Source organism: Paenibacillus sp. FW507-14B1B, from assembly GCF_058781425.1.
Genome location: NZ_JBYSWS010000007.1, coordinates 63,650 through 85,275, shown reverse-complemented (window position 1 = coordinate 85,275; position 21,626 = coordinate 63,650). Strand labels below are relative to the sequence as shown.

Annotated in this window: 21 protein-coding genes; 16 read left to right on the top strand and 5 right to left on the bottom strand. The window is 43.6% G+C overall.

Going from position 1 to position 21,626, the window contains the following annotated elements:
• The first annotated feature begins 9 nt into the window (after nt 1-9).
• A complete protein-coding gene (locus AC3WJJ_RS23980) occupies nt 10-648 on the top strand; it encodes a YqaA family protein (protein ID WP_492544499.1) in 639 nt (212 codons plus the stop codon).
• Between the two features lie 165 nt (nt 649-813).
• Here AC3WJJ_RS23980 and AC3WJJ_RS23975 read toward each other — a convergent pair whose 3' ends face one another.
• A complete protein-coding gene (locus AC3WJJ_RS23975; protein ID WP_492544497.1) occupies nt 814-1,434 on the bottom strand; it encodes a hypothetical protein in 621 nt (206 codons plus the stop codon).
• 302 nt (nt 1,435-1,736) lie between these two features.
• Here AC3WJJ_RS23975 and AC3WJJ_RS23970 point away from each other — a divergent pair, with 302 nt between their 5' ends.
• Complete coding sequence (locus tag AC3WJJ_RS23970) at nt 1,737-2,816, top strand: ATP-binding protein (protein ID WP_492544495.1); 1,080 nt, start codon at nt 1,737-1,739, stop codon at nt 2,814-2,816.
• Between the two features lie 99 nt (nt 2,817-2,915).
• Nucleotides 2,916-4,133, top strand: a complete 1,218-nt coding sequence (locus AC3WJJ_RS23965) for an MFS transporter (RefSeq protein ID WP_492544493.1) — start codon at nt 2,916-2,918, stop codon at nt 4,131-4,133.
• A gap of 95 nt (nt 4,134-4,228) precedes the next feature.
• Here AC3WJJ_RS23965 and rnjA read toward each other — a convergent pair whose 3' ends face one another.
• Nucleotides 4,229-5,944: a ribonuclease J1 gene (gene rnjA, locus AC3WJJ_RS23960; RefSeq protein WP_422658374.1), complete on the bottom strand. Its 1,716-nt coding sequence runs from the start codon at nt 5,942-5,944 to the stop codon at nt 4,229-4,231.
• Nucleotides 5,945-6,172: 228 nt separating this feature from the next.
• Between rnjA and AC3WJJ_RS23955 the strand changes: the two genes are divergently transcribed.
• Nucleotides 6,173-6,931, top strand: a complete 759-nt coding sequence (locus AC3WJJ_RS23955) for a YqcI/YcgG family protein (protein ID WP_492544490.1) — start codon at nt 6,173-6,175, stop codon at nt 6,929-6,931.
• A 330-nt stretch (nt 6,932-7,261) separates the two neighbouring features.
• Here the strand turns inward: AC3WJJ_RS23955 and ymzB are convergent, their stop codons facing one another.
• Nucleotides 7,262-7,600: a protein YmzB gene (gene ymzB, locus AC3WJJ_RS23950; protein WP_492544488.1), complete on the bottom strand. Its 339-nt coding sequence runs from the start codon at nt 7,598-7,600 to the stop codon at nt 7,262-7,264.
• Nucleotides 7,601-7,768: 168 nt separating this feature from the next.
• Between ymzB and AC3WJJ_RS23945 the strand changes: the two genes are divergently transcribed.
• Together AC3WJJ_RS23945 and AC3WJJ_RS23940 are read left to right on the top strand one after the other, a co-directional pair.
• Entirely contained in the window at nt 7,769-8,671 is a 903-nt protein-coding gene (locus AC3WJJ_RS23945; RefSeq protein ID WP_492544486.1) for a hypothetical protein, read from the top strand.
• Nucleotides 8,664-9,245: a hypothetical protein gene (locus tag AC3WJJ_RS23940; RefSeq protein ID WP_492544484.1), complete on the top strand. Its 582-nt coding sequence runs from the start codon at nt 8,664-8,666 to the stop codon at nt 9,243-9,245. Before AC3WJJ_RS23945 ends, AC3WJJ_RS23940 begins: the two co-directional genes overlap by 8 nt.
• A 167-nt stretch (nt 9,246-9,412) precedes the next feature.
• On the opposite strand, the gene AC3WJJ_RS23935 is transcribed toward AC3WJJ_RS23940, so the two are convergent.
• A complete protein-coding gene (locus AC3WJJ_RS23935; RefSeq protein WP_492544482.1) occupies nt 9,413-9,592 on the bottom strand; it encodes a hypothetical protein in 180 nt (59 codons plus the stop codon).
• Between the two features lie 190 nt (nt 9,593-9,782).
• Between AC3WJJ_RS23935 and AC3WJJ_RS23930 the strand changes: the two genes are divergently transcribed.
• From AC3WJJ_RS23930 to AC3WJJ_RS23900, 7 genes are all read left to right on the top strand, one after another.
• A complete protein-coding gene (locus AC3WJJ_RS23930) occupies nt 9,783-10,592 on the top strand; it encodes a sulfite exporter TauE/SafE family protein (protein WP_492544480.1) in 810 nt (269 codons plus the stop codon).
• Between the two features lie 40 nt (nt 10,593-10,632).
• Nucleotides 10,633-11,541, top strand: a complete 909-nt coding sequence (locus AC3WJJ_RS23925; protein WP_492544478.1) for an aldo/keto reductase — start codon at nt 10,633-10,635, stop codon at nt 11,539-11,541.
• A gap of 233 nt (nt 11,542-11,774) precedes the next feature.
• On the top strand, nt 11,775-12,641 hold the full coding sequence (locus AC3WJJ_RS23920; protein WP_492544476.1) for an ABC transporter ATP-binding protein: 867 nt from the start codon (nt 11,775-11,777) through the stop codon (nt 12,639-12,641).
• Nucleotides 12,638-14,851: an ABC transporter permease gene (locus AC3WJJ_RS23915; RefSeq protein WP_492544474.1), complete on the top strand. Its 2,214-nt coding sequence runs from the start codon at nt 12,638-12,640 to the stop codon at nt 14,849-14,851. Before AC3WJJ_RS23920 ends, AC3WJJ_RS23915 begins: the two co-directional genes overlap by 4 nt.
• Before the next feature lie 58 nt (nt 14,852-14,909).
• Entirely contained in the window at nt 14,910-15,584 is a 675-nt protein-coding gene (locus AC3WJJ_RS23910) for an RNA polymerase sigma factor (RefSeq protein WP_492544472.1), read from the top strand.
• Nucleotides 15,565-16,407: a hypothetical protein gene (locus AC3WJJ_RS23905; protein ID WP_492544470.1), complete on the top strand. Its 843-nt coding sequence runs from the start codon at nt 15,565-15,567 to the stop codon at nt 16,405-16,407. The genes AC3WJJ_RS23910 and AC3WJJ_RS23905 overlap by 20 nt, the downstream gene beginning before the upstream one ends.
• Complete coding sequence (locus AC3WJJ_RS23900) at nt 16,404-17,264, top strand: ABC transporter ATP-binding protein (RefSeq protein WP_492544468.1); 861 nt, start codon at nt 16,404-16,406, stop codon at nt 17,262-17,264. The genes AC3WJJ_RS23905 and AC3WJJ_RS23900 overlap by 4 nt, the downstream gene beginning before the upstream one ends.
• 43 nt (nt 17,265-17,307) lie before the next feature.
• On the opposite strand, the gene AC3WJJ_RS23895 is transcribed toward AC3WJJ_RS23900, so the two are convergent.
• Nucleotides 17,308-17,562 carry a DUF3949 domain-containing protein gene (locus tag AC3WJJ_RS23895; protein ID WP_492544466.1) on the bottom strand — a complete coding sequence of 85 codons (255 nt, stop codon included), beginning with the start codon at nt 17,560-17,562 and terminating at the stop codon, nt 17,308-17,310.
• Between the two features lie 209 nt (nt 17,563-17,771).
• Here AC3WJJ_RS23895 and AC3WJJ_RS23890 point away from each other — a divergent pair, with 209 nt between their 5' ends.
• The 3 genes from AC3WJJ_RS23890 to AC3WJJ_RS23880 all read left to right on the top strand — a co-directional run bounded on the left by AC3WJJ_RS23890 (nt 17,772) and on the right by AC3WJJ_RS23880 (nt 21,396).
• Nucleotides 17,772-18,590, top strand: coding sequence for an SDR family NAD(P)-dependent oxidoreductase (locus tag AC3WJJ_RS23890; protein WP_492544464.1), 819 nt, complete (start codon nt 17,772-17,774; stop codon nt 18,588-18,590).
• A gap of 152 nt (nt 18,591-18,742) precedes the next feature.
• Nucleotides 18,743-20,035 (top strand): homocysteine synthase, encoded by a 1,293-nt coding sequence (locus tag AC3WJJ_RS23885; RefSeq protein ID WP_492544462.1) that lies wholly within the window; start codon nt 18,743-18,745, stop codon nt 20,033-20,035.
• Between the two features lie 185 nt (nt 20,036-20,220).
• Entirely contained in the window at nt 20,221-21,396 is a 1,176-nt protein-coding gene (locus AC3WJJ_RS23880; RefSeq protein WP_492544460.1) for a PEP-utilizing enzyme, TIM barrel domain protein, read from the top strand.
• Nucleotides 21,397-21,626: the final 230 nt, after the last annotated feature.

The window sequence follows — 21,626 nt, the reverse complement described above, 5'->3', positions numbered from 1 at the left end:
GGTTGGGATATGTTTCAGGATGTGTTGGATTTTTTAATGAAGTTTGGTCCATGGGGATTGTTTATTCATTCATTTTTGGATGCTGTGATTTTTCCGATTCCTGCATTCTTTCTTCAAGTTTCTTTAAGTTTACTTAATCCGTCAACGGCTCTTTGGCTGGCTACCGCTGGATTTATCGGCTGTTTGTTAGGTACCCCTGTCGGTTACATGATCGGTAAATTGCTTGGTAAGTCGGTACTATATAAAATATTGAAAAAAGAATGGATCGATGCTGCTACCGAGAGATTTCAGAAGAACGGTGAGGCTGCTATTCTGGTGGGGTCTTTTACACCTATTCCATTTAAGGTATTTACGATCTTGTCCGGTTGCTTAAATTTTCCACTATGGCGCCTGATCGCGTATGCTGCTATTGGGAGAGCCACTAAGTTCTATGTTGTTGGGATTCTGTTCTACTTGTACGGAAGATCAGCAGAGGGGATGGTCAAGAACGTGTCTCTGTACATTTTTATTATTGCAGTACCGTTACTGCTGATAGGTGTGTATTGGAACCGGAGACGTAAACGCAAACGGAGTGAGGCGATCCAGGCTGAAACGGCTCAACCTGCTTCGGAGGTAACGATTTCTGATCAGCAAACCCCTTCAGCGTAAATATTACTAAAGAGATACCTTTAACATGTATTGTTTATATAACACGAAGAAGCAGCCAAATTCGGCTGCTTTTTTAATTACCGCCATAAACGAAAAAACAGGAGATTACCTAATTAGGCATATCTCCCGTTCTATTCGTATGGTGAAGCTGTGGATGCAGCGTTATTAACCTGTTTTTCCAAATCTGAATATTTTCCCTCTTTCTTTTGGGACTGTTACAGGATGGAAGGTTGGAGAGCAAAGCGAAGGATTAACCATATCGGATAAGTAGTGATGTAGAGGTCCACGGTATACTTCATTTAATTGCGTTGAATTCGTAAAGTCCTCTGGAGTGACCAAGTGAGGAGGTTTATTCACCGGATGTAGTCCGGCTCTTTCGAAGACCGTTGCTACGAAGTGAGAACAGAAGTAGGCATCTGCACGATCAATATGAAGTCTGAATAAGATACCAAGCAGCCCAAGCAAGTTGTACTTGTAGCGATCCTGATCGCACATCATTTCCTTAACTAAGTTGTACATGCGCTGGTAATCATCTGCGCTGACAGTGCAGCGGTAGATCGCACAATCGGAGGTGTAAAAAAAGGGGGTTCTTAAATTCTCGCGTACCAAACCACCATTGAACGGGTTGTTCGCTTGTTTACGACCGAAGCTGTAAACTTCATGCAGATCGGAATCAAACGCGATAGATGCATGATTCAGCGGGGCATTCGTAAAGCATTGGATCATCCTGCTGAACCAGGTTCCCGTGCCCGTAAGCACGATCCAAATATTTTGTTCCGTATACATACTCGCAAACTCCTTTGTTAACGGTCATACCTATACTTTCATAATATGCTTGCTTCTTCCACAATAAACGAAAAGAGCCACCTATTCAAGTTAAAATAAACCAATTTTTTTCAAAATAGATAGGATTGGGTTCATGAAAAAAGTACGTCCCGGATAAGTAGACAATAAAGATGAAAAGACATAAAAATACGACGATTTATGATAAAAATTTCAGCTGTTACACTTGTTTGAAGGAGAATAGAATCCCCTGCTAGAATTGTATCAACAATGCTGTACACGAAGGATTGGGGGAAAGTCGTACAATGACAAATGGCACGAGTCTGAGCAATCATATTATGGTTCAGGCTATAGATAAAGCACCGATTGGAACGGTATTCATTAACTCCGAGGGAAGAATTATTAAGGTTAACCCTGCCATATGTTTATTGGTTGGATGTGGTGAGGATGATCTAATGAATCATTCCATACACGAGTGGATTCATCCCGATGATGCTCCGCTAGTCAATAATCATTTTTCAAATTTGTTTAAAGGCAAGCAGTCCACCTACCAAGTTGAGTTAAAGCTTCTCCATACACTGGGTCATACCTTATGGGTATCTTGCACACTTTCTGGTGTGAAGAATGATGAAGGGAGACTCGGTGGATTTGTCGTGTATTTAACGGATCTAACGGCTCAAAAAAGAGCGGATTCATACGCCGAAGAAATGATGATTCAGTCGGACAAGCTATCGATGGCTGGACAACTGGCCGCAGGTATAGCACATGAAATTCGAAATCCGATGACATCAATCAAAGGCTTTGTTCAGCTTATGCGTTCGGGCTCAAGAAGTAAAGAGGAGTATTTTGACATCATTTCTTCTGAAATCGAACGAATTGAGTTGATCCTTGGCGAACTATTGATTTTAGCTAAGCCTCAGAGTATTAAATTTGAACGGAAAGATATACGTCTTCTTCTTGAACAGGTTATTCCGCTTCTTAATACGCAGGCCATCCTCAATAATGTGGAAATCATAACGATCCTTGGACCTGAGCCATGCTATGTGTACTGTGTTGAGAGTCAAATGAAGCAGGTGTTTATTAATTTTATTAAAAATGCAGTAGAATCCATGCCACGTGGAGGAAGCCTCACCATACATATGGAGTGCTGTAGTATGAATCAAGTGGTTATTAAGTTTATAGATGAAGGCTGCGGAATTCCGGAGGCGATTCTGGCCCGGCTTGGAGAGCCATTTTACACAACGAAAGAAAAGGGGACCGGTCTCGGTTTCATGATCAGTAAGAAGATGGTTGAAAATCATTACGGACAGGTGGCAGTGTCAAGTAAGCCGAATGAGGGGACCATCATAGAAATTACATTACCACTCGTACATATGCCGAAGTAATGAATACTGGATTGTACATATAGAAGGAATGATAAAACTCTTGACCAGATGTACCCTTATACCTACAGTAGAAAGATATAGAACGAAGGAGGGCTGTTCATGAGTCGTACTCAATTGATGAAGGATCCCAAACGGCGAAAACTGCTCTTCAGTGCGGGCCTAAGCTGGATGTTTGATGCAATGGACGTAGGTATGATTTCTTTTGTTGTAGCTGCGCTGGCTACAGAGTGGTCGCTAAGCCCACAGCAGGTGGGTCTACTGACAAGTACCACGTCCATAGGAATGGTATTCGGAGCGGCACTCGCTGGTTTTTTTGCAGATAAGTATGGACGAAAGAATATTTTATTGTGGACTCTGCTTATCTTTTCAGCCGCTAGCGGACTATCTGCGCTTGCGACGGGGTTTGCAATGCTGTGTGTGTTCCGATTTATCGCGGGAGTCGGTCTCGGAGGGGAATTGCCGGTAGCCTCCACGCTAGTATCTGAGAGTATGCCTGTGGAGGAGCGGGGAAGGGCGGTTGTACTCCTTGAAAGCTTCTGGGCAGCAGGCTGGATTCTATCCGCGCTGATTGCTTACTTTGTAATACCGCATTTTGGATGGAAGATGGCGTTTGTGATTGGAGCTTTGCCTGCATTTTATGCGCTTTACTTACGCCGGGCTATTGAAGACTCGCCTAGATATCTTCAGCAGAAGAAAGCCGTTAAGCTGTCTGTCCAAGAGCGAATTAAGTCAGTCTGGTCTAAAGAGCATCGCAAGACGACAATTATGTTATGGGTGCTATGGTTTACGGTTGTTTTCTCATACTACGGAATGTTCTTATGGTTGCCGACCGTGATGGTAGATAAGGGCTTTAGTCTGGTCAAAAGCTTTCAGTATGTACTCATTATGACAATTGCACAACTGCCAGGTTATTTCACCGCTGCTTATTTCATTGAGAAGTTTGGGCGGAAATTCGTGCTGGTTACCTATTTGATCTGTACTGCGCTCAGTGCAATATGGTTCGGATATGCGGATTCCGTGGGTATGCTGCTTGCTGCCGGTATAAGTTTATCGTTCTTTAATCTGGGAGCTTGGGGCGGATTGTATGCCTATAGTCCGGAGCTGTATCCGACTCGTGTACGCTCAACCGGTGTTGGACTTGCAACATCTTTTGGACGGGTCGGTGGTGTGATTGCGCCGTTATTGGTTGGGGTATTGAAAGGAAATGGAACGAGTATTGAAGCCATTTTCGTCATGTTCTTCATTACGATACTGGTAGGTGCGATTGGCGTGATGCTTCTGGGTAAAGAGACAAAAGGCAGGGAGCTAGCCGATTAGCTCATTCATGAGTAGAAATCTACAATGAAGAGGGGCAGCCCTATGGTCGTGATTCGACCATAGGGCTGCCCCTCTGTACGTTTGGCTTATCGTTCTTATACTTCCATGATGGAAGGCATAATGTATGGACTGCGTCCGAGTTCTCTTTTGAAATAACGGGTCAAAGACGTGGTAGTAAGGTGTTCCCATGCTGCACGGTCATATTCACGCTGCTCACCAGTCTTATTCAGCTGCTTGCGCAGCATAGCTTCTGCTCTACGCAGCAGAGGTTTGGAATCTTGCATGTATACAAAACCCCGTGTAATGAGTTCAGGTCCAGCAAGTAACTTTCGTGTCTCCGGGTTAATTGTAATCGCAACGATTACTACACCGTCATGTGCGAGCTGGACACGTTCCTCAAGCAGTTCTTTTTCATGTACGCGAAGCTCACCGTTATTGATATATACATCACCAGAAGGAATATTACGGCCTTTACGCGCTCCGTTACGGAACAAAGAAAGCGTATTTCCGATATTCATAAGGTAGATATGATTCTCTTTAACACCGACTTGTACAGCCAAGTGACGATGATTGAGCATCATCCGATATTCACCGTGAATGGGAATGAAATACTTCGGACGCAAGCTACTCAGCATTAACTTCAAATCTTCCCGACAGCCGTGTCCTGACGTATGGATGTCCAGCACAGAACCGTAGCGAACTTCCGCGCCTGCACGCATCAATAGATCGATACTGCGGTTAACGTTTTGCGTATTCCCTGGAATAGGAGATGATGAGAAGATGACTGTATCGTCCGGATGGATTTGAATGGAACGATGCGCACCTGATGCAATTCGAGTGAGTGCCGCATTCGGCTCTCCCTGACTTCCTGTACAGATGATGAGAACCTGCTCGTCACGGTAGCGGTTAACAGCTTTCACATCAATGATCATCCCGTCCGGTACACGAATGTATCCAAGTTCCTGTCCGATCGTGAATACTTTTTCCATACTGCGACCAACGATAGCAATCTTTCGGTTCGTCTGAATAGCTGCGTCTACAACCTGTTGGAGACGGTGTACATTCGAAGCAAATGTGGCGAATAAAATTCGACCCGGACATTCCTGGAACTGCTTCAAAATAGATTCGCCGACAGTTCGTTCAGAAGGTGTGAAGCCTTCACGCTCACTATTCGTGCTGTCCGCAAGTAGGGCAAGCACGCCACGTTGACCAATGCTCATAATTTTGTGCAAATCTGCAGGTCGATCCTGTGGTGTGAAATCGAATTTGAAGTCCCCCGTGTGAACGATTGGACCATATGGTGTTTCCACGACAATGCCGTATGCATCCGGAATGCTGTGGGTTGTCCGGAAGAAGTGGACAGAAAGATATTTGAAAGAGATGGTTTCACTTTCATGGAACACGCGTAGATCACTTTGATCCAGTAGACGATGCTCTTCCAGTTTAGCTCGAACAAGCCCAATGGTTAACGGGCCACCGTAGATTGGCATTTGAATCTGACGCAGCACATAAGGAATGGCCCCAATATGATCTTCGTGACCGTGTGTTAGGAATAGACCCTTGATCTTATGTTTATTATCAATCAGGTACCGGATATCCGGAATGATATAATCTACGCCGCTCATCTCAGCGTCAGGGAACTTGAGACCTGCATCAATAATAATAATTTCATTCTTAAATTCAACACCATACATATTCTTACCGATTTCACCGAGACCTCCAAGTGCAAATACACGTACAGGTGGCGATGAAGGTTTTGGCTTTTTGGAAGGGACCGTCTGAATCTTTTCTGTTAAAAGGGGTTTAGACATAATGTAGAAGAATTCCTCTCTATGGTAATTAAGGGCATTGCCCAGATATATTTGAATGAATGATTCCGAGTATCTCTAATTAAGATAGCAGAAAGTAAGAGTTTAATGAAACGATATTCTAAAATAGAGACTAAAACGACAAAGCGGTTATTTATTTTCTGAAAAATGCCGAGGGACAGTCACCCATTCTCCTCTTTTTTATAATCTGTAAGAAGAGGAGGGCAGCCCATGATTAAGCCATTGATGCTTGATGATGTTATCAAGACATCTGACATATATGAACCTTGGCAGCTGGATGCCATAAATAAATGGACGATAAAGATGACAGACCGAGAATCGAAGTTTCCATGTATTCCGGCCGTTCAAGGATATGCCTTGAATCATCTGAGGTACGGATTTGTCAGAAATACAGAAGAAATCGATGCGGCAGAGCAGCTTGCCAATCTGTTACAAAGTTTCGGTGAACAGTCGAGAACATTCGGTTCTTATACATCACTTATCGTATTTATTGATACGGAAGCTAAGCCGCATTGTAATGATGGAGTAGAATATTACGAGCGATTATTCTGGTCCTTACTTAGCCGAACGGCTGCGATGGATCGTAAGCCTTGGCCATCTCATTTACCTTATGACCCTTCGGATCACTTATGGGAGTATTGTTATGATGGCGAACCTTATTTCGTATATTGCGGAACTCCTGCACATACGTTGAGGCGGAGTCGAAGTTTTCCTTACATGGTTCTTGCATTTACGCCGCGATGGGTCTTGGAGAATTTCAACTCGATACCACTACAGGCCGAGAAGACTAAACAGATGATTCGAAAAAGACTGTACGCCTATGATCCCGTACCCCCGCATCCAGATTTAAAGATGTATGGAGCCGAGGACAACTACGAATGGAGGCAGTATTTCCTACGGGACCGAGAAGATTCTCTGCCAGCCTGTCCATTTGCTTCTATGTATCATAAGTATGAGAGCAGGAAGTAATCCTGTCATTACGATCCTAAGAACCATTCAAAAGAGGGTTTAGATGCACAACATTAACTTAGTTGTGCAGAATTTCACCGCGCTACTCTAATATTGATCTTCTGTAAGTTTAACACTTTTATGCGAAGGTGTGGAGCAAGAAAGTTTAAAAGAGGCTCTTGGATCGGTGAAAATAGATAAATAAGTGAACAGATCAACGTTTTTTTTACGCAGAGGGTGTGAAATTCATTCATTTATAGTTCTGTGTTAAACAATACAACAGCCGTTGATAGGCGGGCATAAAGCCTGAACATCAACGGCTGTTTTTTGCTTGATAGACATTCGTTGAACTTAATGAACCGAAATCGTATATACCCCACGCCCATTTTCCAGCGTCACCTGTTTATCGTTTACTTCTGTACGTGATAGGTTGTCGACGGGAATGGTAAATGTACTATCGGGAAGTGGAGCCTCCTCGTTGTCCGTAATAATTACACCACTGCCATGAAGTAAAAGTGCTTTGCAGGCAATATAATCATCTACGGAGCAATTATCACCATTGCGATAGCCGATAAACTCCAGTAGCATGCGAACCTCGTCTAAGTCGTCTTGTTCGCGTTTTTTTATTAAAATTGTTTGATTCGAATGGGATTTTAACCACTCTGATACATCTTCCAGTGGATGTTTCATGCGCCTACACCTTCCTCTAGTGCGAATTTGTTGTACTGGTAGTCATTACCCAAAATGCCTCAGACTATTTCATCAATTCATGGGTTGGTTTCATGATCAAACTTCAACTTCTTCTAAAGTGTTTAGTTATAGGAGATGGATAAAAATTCAAGTGGAAAGGAATTCATAATGAAGAGACAGTGGATAGGTATGATGTTGGCCATTTTGATGATAGCCGCGAGCTGGATCGGAAATGTGTGGTACTTTAAAGCTCAGCAGTTAGGGGAACCTTTATTTTTGGAGCATCATATTGAGATGACTGCAATAGCAGGGGATATTTTTGATTTATATTATCTTGAGGATTTGAACGGGGAGAAGAAGGTAAGTTCGATTTCAATACCTGATTTCCCCGAGATAAGGATTACGACACAACAACCTGATTATCAGCGATACAGCCATCAACAGTTAGGAAGATTTATTATGTCTCTGCCATCGGATATTGCTGGATTGGGTATGGACGATGCTGATACTCCGAAAATCATTCGGACAGCATTCGTTCAGTTCAATGACGGAACGTCAAAGGAAGTGGACATTGGTGAGATTCGATTACAAGAGCCTCCGATCTATAAGGAGAACACGCCGGTAAGCTGGTCCTCGGGAGGATCTTCTTCAGATTTAGCAGGGTTTGATACAGTTCAAATTGAACGTCCTGTATCGCTTCAGGGGATCAAAACGAATTATCTTTCCTTAATTAAATCTGGCCAACTGAAGCTGTATATAGACACTATAACGGAGTCGCCTGGCACTACCTTTCAGATGAATGAAAGTGAGGACGGGGGAATATTGCTTGAAGGAGTTCCGTTTCAAGAACTGGAACTGCCTCAAAAGTTTCATAAGGGGGATGCGATTCGCTTCTCCTATAAATATATTCCCGAAGAAATAAGTGCAGATATCTATAGTATTCATCTCGAAATTGAATTTATGGAAGAGGATCAGCTATGGGGCCAAACGATACACATTAAATTCGCTCCTTCTTTTACAGAAAAGGCGATTCGTAATTTGGTAAGAGATAGGAGGGAATCTAATGAGTAAGGCTTGCTATCAGATATCGTGGGGGCTTCTGCTAATCTTGATTGATATCCGGATTGAGTTTTTCGATCTATTTCCGGATATTTTGGGATATATTTTGCTGCTTGCTGGTTTTAATCGTTTGAAGCAGGAGAATCGATATTTTGAGATCGGAAATAAGGCAGGATGGCTGGTCATGATCGTATCTATTATTCAGTTCCTTACAACGTTTGGGCAACAACCTTCTTCAATGTATTCATTCGGAGATATGACCTTGATGGAAGCAGCGATGCAGATCGTTTCATTAATCGGTAATATGATCCTTGGATATTGTATCTGCAAAGGAATTGAGTGTCGGGCTGAAGGGTTAAAGCAAACTGTGTTAAAACAAGCGGCGCAGACTCGTCTTCGCTTTTTCCTGATCATTCAACTCATGTGGCTGATTGTTATGCCATTTAGCCTGAATCTAGATCAGGATATTATGCTCCCGATCCTTTTCACAATAGGAATTGCTGTTATCATCTCTTGGTTGTCCATTGTTTTGTTAGCGCGGGCTGCCGGGCGTTTGTGGAAAGATAAACCAGGTATCGCATTGTAAAATGAAGGAGTTATACACTTTAATAAGACGATATGAAAAAGAAGGGTACCCGGTTCATCATGGGTAGCCTTCTTATGTTTTGTGTTGGGCAAGCAGCGTCTTTTTTAGAAACCTGATTGCAAAGAAATTATGATACGATAGGAGTACCGTCAATTTTCAAGTGATGCTCAGTTACCTTGTTCATCCGATTTATATACAATCGTTACACCGAGATGGTTGTAGGTTTCTTCTTTGTAATGATGGTCAGGACAATGCTTAGTCAGCGACATTTGATCATAATGCGATACGAGCTTTTGATCACATTCAGGACATCTGTCTTGGAACAATGATATGAACTTACTGAACATATGACAAGCACCTCCTGTTTTCCGATGAACTTACTAGGTTTTATTATAATTCAAAATTTCTGGTTAGTACAGTATTAATGTTGCCTAATTGAATCCATTTCATAATATCTTTAGCTGCTTATCAGTTACCTATCATTTCGTCTTTATAATGAGTTATGAAATGGATTTGAATGGATATACAAAATAACGAATGGAGATCGTCAACATGGTTTTAGAGTATTTCATCATGATTTGCATTGGCCTTGTCGGTTCTTTTTTCTCGGGACTGCTCGGTATCGGGGGCGCCATCATTAATTTTCCCCTTCTGTTGTACGTACCCGAGTGGTTCGGTTTTACAGGTTTCACCCCAAAAGAGGTCGCTTCAATTAGTATGTTGCAGGTGTTTTTTGCATCGTTATCAGGTATGGTATCGAACCGCATAAGCTCTAAAGGAGGCCCTTCTCTCGTACATAAAAGGCTTGTACTCCAGATGGGGTTAAGTACCCTGATCGGAAGCTTAATTGGTAGTGTCGCTTCCTCATTTCTGAATAGTGCTACCATTAATATGATTTATGGATTTCTGGCGGTAATAGCCGTGGTGATGATGGTTATTCCTGCGAAAGCCTCGTCAGAGAACAAACCTGTAACAGAGGTTACTTACAATGTACTCCTAGCTGTTTCCGCTGCCTTCCTTGTGGGTATTGTATCTGGTATTGTAGGGGCTGGAGGAGCATTTATTCTAATTCCGATTATGTTGACCTTACTCAAGATTCCTACGAGAATTACCATCGCCTCCTCACTTGCCATTGTATTTCTCTCAGCGGTGGGAGGGGTTACAGGGAAATTAACAGCAGGTGATATTCCGGTGTGGCCCGCTGTATTTGCTGTTATTGGCAGTTTATTAGGTGCTCCTCTGGGGACTTATTTGAGCCGAAGAATGAATGTGAAAATGCTCCGTTATGCGTTGGTCGTTTTGATTGCAGTGACAGCCGTGAAAATTTGGATCGATATTTTGATTTAAGTCATACACACAAGCTACAAGGGAAGAGGAGGCAATATCAATGAATAGAAACCAGATTGGCTCATCAGATTTGTATGTGGGTGAAATTGGACTGGGATGTATGTCTTTAGGAACCGAAGAGAAGCAAGCGATTCGGCTTGTCCATGAGGCGCTTGAGCAGGGAATCAATCTGCTGGATACGGCTGATCTTTATGATGCAGGAGTGAACGAAGAGCTGGTCGGTAAAGCACTAAAAGGACGCCGCAACAACGTAATCCTTGCAACCAAGGTTGGTAATCGTCGTATTCCTGACCAAGAAGGCTTAGTATGGGATCCATCGAAAGAATATATCAAAGCGGCAGCCAAAGAAAGTATGCGTCGACTCGGAACCGATTATATTGACTTATACCAACTGCATGGTGGTACGTTGGATGACCCAATAGATGAGACGATTGAGGCATTTGAGGAGCTGAAGCAAGAAGGCTGGATCCGGTATTATGGTATATCCTCTATTCGCCCGAATGTAATTCGTGAGTACGTGAAAAGATCGAATATCGTTAGCGTTATGATGCAGTATAGCATTCTGGATCGTCGGCCGGAGGAAGCAGTCTTGCCACTCCTTGCGGAGCATGGGATATCTGTGATTGCCCGAGGCCCAGTGGCCAAAGGTATCTTGAGTGATCGAAGTGAAGAGAAGGCAGCGAAAGGCTACCTTGACTATACAAAAGAAGATTTACTCCAAGTGACAAAACAGCTGAATAAGGAATTCACTCCTGATCGTACGTTATCCCACACGGCTATCCGGTATGCACTAGCGCATCCGGCAGTAGCCTGCGTTATCCCGGGTGCAAGCTCTGTGGATCAGCTTCGTCACAATGCTGCGGCAGGAGATGTGGAGTCTCTTTCACCCCAGGAGATTCAGACGATTCAAGTCATTAGCCGAGCGAATCAGTATGAGCAGCATCGGTAGGTAAGATGATTCCTTTACATCATAAATAATCAATGATATGAAAATTTAATATACTGTAGGATGTATGCCCGGTGAGCCCGTACAAAGGCCCTCCGGGCATATTTAAGGATTAAATAGAAAATTAATCAAAGGTAAATGCTAAGCGAAACAAACTTTTCTTAAATCTGATTCGTTTCCATAATAAGAACCGCGCGGACTTATTTTATTATTGTTGGAATGAAAGGGTATAACACATGATTACGATTGAGCATCTATCCAAAACCTACCGAAAAGGCAAATGGGCACTTCTCGATGTTTCACTTACATTCGATAAAGGAATGACGGGTCTGCTTGGACCAAACGGTGCGGGTAAAACAACGTTGATGCGTATTCTGGCTACACTTTTGGCGCCGACTTCAGGGCAAGTCACGGTAAATGGTATACCGCTCGGAAGGCCAGAAGAAATTCGGAGTATGCTCGGCTACCTTCCACAGCACTTTCATATTTATCCGCAGATGACCGGACGTGATTATCTTGACTATGTCGGTGTTATGAAAGGTCTAACAGACCCGGCCTTGCGCCGTAAGGAAATTTCTAAACTTTTGGAGATGGTCAATTTACAGGAAAAGGCGGATAAAAAGGTTCGAACCTACTCTGGGGGAATGAAGCAGCGTATAGGGATTGCGCAAGCTTTGCTTGGTTCACCAGATGTACTCATCGTAGATGAGCCTACGTCAGGTCTTGATCCACAGGAGAGGGTAAGGTTTCGGAATATGTTGACTCGGTTCAGCATCAATCGGACAGTGCTGCTATCCACTCATATCGTAGCTGATATCGAGAGCAACTGTCGTAAGGTTGCAGTCATGAATCAAGGCAGTCTTCTGATGACAGGTGATCTGGAGGATCTTCAAGCCTGTGGTGAGGGGTATGTGTGGGAAGCAGTGTTAACTCCTACTCAGTTCGCAGCCGTTGATCCGGCTACCATTATTTCGACGCGTACGGTGCCAGAAGGAATGATCTGCAGACTGACTGGCGATGAATCTCCGCTGAGCGGGGCGGTTCGGGTAGAGCCAACGCTTGAGGATGGTTACTTAGCGCTGCTGAGGAGGGACAGGGAATGAAAAAGTGGCTGAAACATGGGCTGCTCGAAATTCGATTGTTATTGGGAAACCCTGTCTTCGCATTATTTCCTGTCATATATGGTGCTCTGTTTCTTGTATTTGCGCTTGATTCTTTAGAATACATCGATTCTGAAATATATAAGCAGTTGATTCAATATCATTCCGTTGCCCATACCATTTCACTTGGGCCAGCGATGATGATTGGTATTTTGATGGTTCGGCGAGATATCAGACGATCGTCTTTTGAATGGAACCGGAGTTTGCCTGTTTCCTTCAGCATGCTGTTGTCGACCAAGTATGTCGTGGGATTCTTGTACATGACACTGTTCACCATACCGACGTCAATTATATTTTACGTTTTGTCCGTAGGACAAGGTGTCGATGGAAGTATTGCGTTGCGACATACGATGAATATTGCAGTCCAAGCAGAAGTGTCCTATTTGGTTACACTCGCATTAGCGATGTTACTTGCTGTCTGTATACCGAATCGTGTGGTGTACCTGATTGGATTTTGTGCATGGATGTTTGGTACCTTTTTTATGGATATCTTTCTTATCGAACAAGCTGGACTTTCTGCAATCAAAACATTTCACTTGAGCCAGTTTTTCCTTAGTACAGCTCCAATGGGTGATGAAAGCTGGGGGTATGAGCTGTTTAGAGGAGAGCTTAATCAGTCCCGTGTATTTGTACTTGCTTTTACACTTCTAATGTTGATGGTCAGCCTTCTGCTACTGAACCGAACGCGTCCTACGATGACTATTAAATATTGCTGGGTTTTCGTTGCAGGAGCTGTAATCTTGTCCACTGTCGCATTTGTACCCTATGCATCGATGTGGCAGGATCGGTATGCTGTAATTCGTGAGATTGAGAATGATCCGAGTTTACGATTAGCAGGAACAGATTTTTCGAAGGATAAACGATTAACGATTTCCAGTTATGATATTACATTAGAGAGAAATAAGGATGACATGCTCGTACTTTCAGCCAAGCTGGAGGTACCTAATAAGGAACTTGCGGATAGAACCTCGTTTCCACTTACACTTCATCGAACCTTCCAAGTGAGTAAAGTGCTTGTTCAAGGTGTTGACACCACGTTTCGTCGGCAAGGAGATCATTTGAATGTGGAAATTCCAAATGAAGTAAAAGGAAATCTACAGATTGATGTATTTTACAGTGGAAAAATAATGAATTTCCTAAAGAGATATAATAGCGAGAAATATCCTGCTTTCAGTGTTGGTACTGAGGTGAATTTGCCAAAGTCTATGGCATGGTACCCACTTCCTGGACATCAAGATGTTTATGTGGATGATTATGACCCCACTCGTATATATACAGGCTTTTACTATTCAGCAATGTACTTCCCGCCAGCAGCTATGACACTGAGGGTGGAGGGTTATTCGAATCCATTGTATACAGGTATTCCCGAGCTGGTACGTAAAGAAGGCTACCAAGAGTTTGCTGGGAGTGAGGTAAGGGGGCTTACGCTTATAGGTAGCCGTGATTGGCTCGAACTGGAGCATGAGAATCTTCCGATTACGTTAGTTACGACACCATATAATAGGAGATATAGTCAGGAAATAATGAGTGAACTGACGGGGAAATATGAGTATTTCTCAAGTTGGATTCCTGAGTTTAGACCTGGGATTACACATGTTATGTACCTCGGCAGGAGTATAGCTGCTTCGGATGAACATACGAAAGTCGATAATAAAATGATTCTATCGCTAGTGAATTTTATCAATGATCCTTCAACGGATGGTTTGTCGAGTGATTGGATGAATACCATGATGTTTGGTGGTCAAGAAGGATTAAGCATCTATACTAGCAGTGAAGAGACAGCTAAGGATGTTCGAGGGAAGATCAGCAGCTTATTCTGGTACCTGTATTACCGGGAAGCAGGAGGCTTAAGTGATGAGGAGATTGTGGATCAATACGGATGGAAGCAATCTATTCAATTGCTGACTATGAAAGACAAGGATTACGATCCGAAAGGAATTGGTCGTAAGATGCTGAAGCAGGTTTCGAAAGCACTTGATCAGGGGAAAGAGCGTGAAGTTAAGAAGCTCCTTCTGCATTTTTACAACCAAGGTATTAGTCAACCAGGTAGAAGAGAGAATATGTATCTAAATGAACAGGCAATATCCTTGGATGAATGGAATCGAGAGTGGGATAAGGTTGTGGGTAGTCCTCATTCGAATTCAAAAAAGTAGAGATCAATCTTAATGGTAATGGTACAAAAAAATACGAATACGGAAGGGGGGATGAAGCATGATTACCGATCAGGAGCTATCTGAAAGAATGGCTGCGGGTGACCAAGATGCATTCGAGATGCTCGTGACCCGTTATCACGGACCGCTGCTCAGTTATATATCCAATCAGTTGCAGGATCGTCAGAAAGCTCAAGATATTGTACAGGAGACCTTTGTTAAGTTGATAAGGCATTATAGACAGCAGGGGGCTTTGGAGCACGTCAGATCTTGGCTCTACCGTGTTGCGCTAAATCAATGTAAGGACTATTGGAAGAGCTCGGTATACCGTTCAGAAGGGCTGGCCGGAGAAGAGTTCCCGGAACGTTCGGATCCATCCGTTGGTGCTGAAGAACTGATAGAGAGGCAAGAGACGTCAATGGAGATTGCCGCATCACTTGAGAGTCTGCCTGAAGTCCAGAAGAACGTGGTTTCATTACGTTTCTTTCACGATATGAAGCTTCAGGAAATATCGGAACTGCTGGATATCCCCCTAAGTACAGTGAAGACACATTTATACAATGGATTGAGAAAATTGAAGAAAGTAATGACATTAGATCACTCTTACGCTCCGGCAGTTTCGGCTCGCTCCAATGGGGCGCCAGGAAATTCCCGGAGGAAATCAGTGAGTGAAGAAGGTCGGCAAGTTGAACAAAAAGAAAGTGAGGTGTATTCCCATGGATCATCCTTCCGATAATGAATTGAGAAGACTTGAGGAGGAGCTTAGAGGCCCGCTAAAGGGTGCGGTTATGCCGCCACCGCTCCCAAGTGAAACGGCACAGCTGATCGCTTCACTACAAGGGGAATTTGACCAGCTTAAGCTTGAGGTCTCACCTCCCCAGCTGGACTTTAACCCGCAGGTGGATCCCCCCTCACTGAAACAGTTGTTACGAAGTCAGCTTCGTCTCAATCAGAAATCTATCCTACTCGCTAGCGCTGCTGTGTTTAGCATGCTTATTCTTCTGGTTGATCCAGAGTATCCGCTTGATCAATTTGCCGGTATACCAGGGGGAATATTTCCACTTATCACACCACTGCTGCTGATTGCTTCTATGTTATTTAGTAGCCGGACGTGGGACCGCGGAATGAGAGCGGTGGAGACGATCACCCCGTATCCACCAGCACTTGTGTTATACAGCCGCTTACTCATGGTTACTGGAATCGTGGTTGGTATGGCTCTGCTCAGCACTTTAGTGCTTGGCATACGGGCGATGAATGCGGAGACATCGAATTTTTTGTTTGGTCCCTTTGTACTTGAATGGATGGGAGTTCTACTTCTAACGGGCGGCGCTGCCATGTATATGATGTTCAGAAAAGGAATGGCTGCTTCTATTCTTTCCGCTATTCTAGTTTATGGCATGTGGATTGTGCTTCAGGGGCAGATCAACGGTTATGGAGTACCGCATGTTATCAAAACACCAGTAGATATAGGTATCCTTCTCATCGGTGCGCTGCTGTTAATTTTCTCCTATGGTCGGAGTCGTAAGGATAGCACGTTATCTGGGGGCATGGCTCAATGATTAGTGTAGAAGGACTTGTTCGTCAGGCTGGCACTTATCGGCTGGAAATTGGCAAAGCCAGACTTCAAATGGGACTGAACCTAATAGTTGGAGCGAACGGAGCAGGTAAGACAACACTTATGGAAATACTCACGACGCTACAGGCTCCAGATGAAGGGACAATATTGTACAAAGGGCGTAAGGCAACGGACCATCTGCCGCTGGTTCGCAGTCAGATCGGATATGTTCCATCTGATATTGAATTGTACGGAGATATGAAAGTAGGCAAATTATTGACCTATCTGGCTGAAATGAAGGGAATTTGTTCACCAGAAATTATAGATCGATTAATGGAAGAATTTCGATTGGAGGCACACCGACGGACCAAAGTGAAAAATCTTTCCCAAGGTGTACAGCGCAGAATAGCTGTGGTTCAGGCACTATTGGCTTCGCCATCATTCTTATTTTTGGATGAACCCTTAAACGGTATGGACGCGGAAGAGCGCAAATTCTTAATTGCCTATTTAACCCGTTATGCAAAAGGGAGAATGGTAATTGTTGCGGCACATGAGCTGAATGAGTGGGAGGACGCAACTGACACCGTAGTATGGCTCCATAAAGGACGAATTCGTTACAATGGCTCTCCACGAGCTTGGAAACTCGCTGCACCGTTGAAGGTGTGGGAGGGAGAGGTTAGTCTTAAAGAATTCGAGACCATTCCGGAACCAAGTATCATCCACTTCAGAATGTTGCCGCAAGGGGTTCGAGTAAGACGAATGGGCCACAGTGCGCCTGGACCGGAGTATTCGGAAAAGGAACCTACCTTAGAAGATACCTTCTTCGTTCATATGGATGCACTTACGCAGCAACGAGCGTAACATAACAAAAACATCTCCAAATCAGGAGATGTTTTTTGTTTGCTTATCTTATCTTACTCTTCCCATGTCTAGCTTTATAGATGAGGGATGCAACAAAAGTAGATGGCCAAAATGCTAATTGACTATTTAAGTGAAGTTGTTCTTCTTGATAGGACATACCTTCATAATATTGATTCTGGGTCTTGTTTTTTCGTCGCTGGTCTTCATTTATTGCTTTGATGTAATTATATTGGACGGGAATCATGATGAGGAAAAATAGAAACAGGACGCTAGCGATGATCCAAAGGGTAATGTCCATGGTATCGACTCCTTTTCCTGAGTATATATTACATTTTACGCTAATTGTTATACATTGGATAGCAAGAACCCTTTATTCAAGGTTACTTGAACTATCTCTCTATCAGAGATGCTCCTCATGGGTATAAAAGACAAGAGACAGTGCAATGTCTCTTCTTAGCGTACTATTTTCGTGGACAGTCTATTTACCTTGAAGGGAGAGATTGAAACATGAGAACGATAGGTGAGCAAGGGAATGAAAAGGTAGCTCTGATTACCGGAGCAGGTATTGGTATCGGTAGAGGAATTGCTAAAGTGTTAGCTCAGAAAGGGTACCGCTTGGCGCTTACTTATCACTCAAGTGAGGATGATATTCGTGAAGTGGAAGAAGATATTTCTCATATTTACGGCAAAGCCCCACTTATCATTCAGAGTGATCTAACAGTTAGAGGAGAAGCGGAGTCCGTAGTGAAGCAGACGATGGAAGAATTCGGCCGTATTGATCTGCTTGTTAACAATGCAGGGATCGGGAACCATGCTATTCTGACGGAGATGGAAGAAGACGCTATGGACATGGCGATTCAACTGGATTACAGAGCACCGATGCTACTGAGTAAGTATGTAGTGAGAGAGATGATTGCGAATAAGATTCCGGGCAATGTCATCTTTATTACTTCATCCCGAGGAGAAAGAGCCTATCCGAAGGATAGTGTGTATGGCGGTATGAAAGCCGCGCTAATTCGTTCAACACAATCTCTTGCACTGGAATGGGCGCCATATGGCATTCGTGTTAACTGTGTAGCTCCAGGTGCTACTGTGAATCGATTAGATCAAAATGCTGAACAGGAACCGCTGGGTAGAAAAATACCACTAGGTCGTATTGGAACACCATCCGATATCGGTGAGGCAATTGCTTGGCTCTCTTCCGATGCAGCATCCTATATTACAGGAATTAACCTGCGAATTGACGGAGGTCTAATCTTGCCAGGAATGCCAGAAGACACATCTCCAGAAGCAGGTTACGGATGGGGAACCGTATATGCAGAGTAAGCTAATTTCACTGTATGCTCGCATCATCTTGACACAAAAATAATTCCGATAAATGTAATAGGGATTAGACCTTTTCAAACGATGGAAAGTGTGAGAAAATGAGAGAAATTTCATCATAAATTTTCCATCGGGAGAAAAGGGAGGAAATACTCATGTCAGACGAACGCAAATTTTCCATTGAAACGTTAGCCGTACACGCAGGTCAGGAGATTGATCCAACTACGATGTCACGGGCGGTTCCGCTGTACCAGACGACATCCTATGGATTCCGGGATAGCGAGCATGCAGCGAATCTGTTCTCGCTTAAAGAATTCGGTAACATCTACACTCGTATTATGAACCCGACAACGGATGTGTTCGAGCAGCGTATCGCTGCATTAGAAGGTGGAGCAGGTGCACTGGCTACAGCTTCTGGTCAGGCTGCGATTACGTTCTCAATTCTGAATATTGCGGGTGCTGGTGATGAGATTATCTCCTCCTCTAGCCTGTACGGTGGTACATATAATCTGTTTTCTAACACACTTGCTAAGCTAGGAATCAAAGTTCATTTCGTTGATTCATCCGATCCAGAGAATTACCGTAAATATATTAACGATAAGACTAAAGCTTTGTATGCTGAGACCATTGGAAACCCACAGGGAAATGTTTTGGATGTAGAAGCTTTAGCGAATATTGCCCATGAGAATGGAATTCCGCTTATCGTAGATAATACATTCCCAAGCCCATATCTGCTTCGCCCTATTGAGCATGGTGCAGACATTGTGGTGCATTCCGCAACGAAATTTATTGGTGGTCACGGTACTTCCATCGGCGGCGTTATCGTGGATGGCGGTAAATTCGACTGGGCTGCAAGTGGTAAATTCCCGGGATTGACGGAGCCAGACCCAAGTTATCATGGCGTGGTCTACACAGAAGCGGTTGGACCTATTGCATATATTATCAAAGCGCGTGTACAGTTACTTCGTGACATTGGGGCTTCCATTTCTCCATTCAATTCCTGGATGCTTCTTCAAGGTCTTGAAACCTTGCATCTACGTATGGAGCGCCATAGTGAAAATGCCCTTAAAGTAGCTCAGTACTTAGAAAACCATGATGCCGTGGAGTGGGTGAGCTACACAGGCTTGCCGAGCCATCCATCGTATGAGCTCGCTAAGAAGTATTTGCCGAAGGGTCAAGGTGCTATTTTAACATTTGGTATCAAAGGTGGAACAGAAGCAGGACGCAAAGTGATTGAGAATGTCAAACTATTCTCCCACCTTGCTAACGTCGGTGATTCGAAGTCATTAATTATTCATCCTGCGAGCACAACCCATCAGCAGTTAACGGAAGAAGAGCAAGTTTCAGCAGGTGTAAACCCTGAACTTCTTCGCATTTCGGTAGGAACGGAATCGATTGATGATATTTTGTATGATTTGGAGCAGGCACTGACGGCAAGCCAACAATAATGAGTTCATTCATGCAATCATAAGTATTTACAAGGGCATTTTCCTCAGCATTGAGGAGAATGCCTTTTTATATATTTCCAGCCCTGAAAAAACAGTTGATCTGTATATTTCCAGCTTCTTCATAATAATCTTTAGGGAAGGTGACAGAACCACCAATTCAAGTGAAAAGGGGTAGAAGGAAAATCATGACCGAGGGGAAACGGGGAAATGGCACTGAATTGGGGAAGCGCTTTTATGACATGTTCAGCAGAAATGATCGGGAACGCTCATCAGGAAATATAAACGGTATTGATTTATTAAGTGAATTGACAGCGACCGGCGGGGTTACTCATGAAGAGGCTCTACTGTTACTGGCAGCTCCCGAAGATATAGAAGAGCTTATACGAAAAAAAGAGGCCTCCGGTAAAGATCAATCCTCTCTTCAGCGATTGCTCCTACGGAGTGATGAGAAGCGAAGATTAAAAGTATTGATTCGTGCGGATGATGTGGGGCAGGTAACCTCAGGAATGAAAAAAGGTGCCCAAGGCATTGGACTGCTGCGAGGAGAAGCCATACTTTACAACAATACACGATTATACGAAATTTATTGCGACTGGCTTAAAAGTGAGGAGGAAATAGAGAGACAGCACTATCGTCTACGTCTAATTTCACTCTGGACCGAGGAGTGGGTGGCTGTTCTTCAAGCTGTAGGTGAATCGCAGTGTGCCGTTAGTCTTGCATGGGATATAGCCATTGCATGCAGACCTGAGATTCGGCACGATCTGCAGGATATACAACTTGAATCATTATATCGTGCGTTGGCGAGATGCCATGAAGCAGGATTGGATAGTCGGTTAGAGCTGTTAGCTTTATGGCCTGCTGATACAGCAGATTTCATCGCAGCACATGATTTTATTGAAGAGGTTGGAAAGCAGACACTTTGTCATGTAAAGCCTTCTGTTGTTCCCAAAATCGGAGCCCTGCTTCACCCTAAGATTGCACCAGTGGATGCGGCAGACATCGCTCGATTAGCAGATGTTATTGTTGTAGATACAGAAAAGCAATCGGAGTTACATCGGTTCGATGAGGAAGGTTCATTCCGAGCAACGGACAGTTTCAAGATGGATGAACCGATAACAGACTGGGCTAGTCCGGTCTTGCTTGGGTCTAATTTGGAAGAGATTCTGCTCCGTATTCGTCGTGTTAAGCCTCATATGGTCATTAGAGTAAGCGGGGAAGTTACAGTATCGGATCTACGGAGAGTGTACCGGCTTGGAATATCGGAAGTATGTTGCGCACTTGACTTGGTGGCGGCAGTTCGTATTGCAGGGATCCGCTTGGAATGGATGTTAAGTCGTCTTCCAACTGCAGAAGAGGCATAGGAAATGAGAATTTGAATAATCGAGTTATCTTTCTAAGAGTAATGAGTCCATGTGGTTACAACATTCGCATGGACTTTTGCTCTACATCAGCTCGGACAAGCTTTGAAAAAAAATCATCAATGAATAGGCGAATGTAGGTTTACAAATAGGCAGGTTATGGGTATGATAAAAATATAAAGTTGGTCTAAGGAAAATAAATTGTATAAGGACAAAAATGATTCTCATTCTCA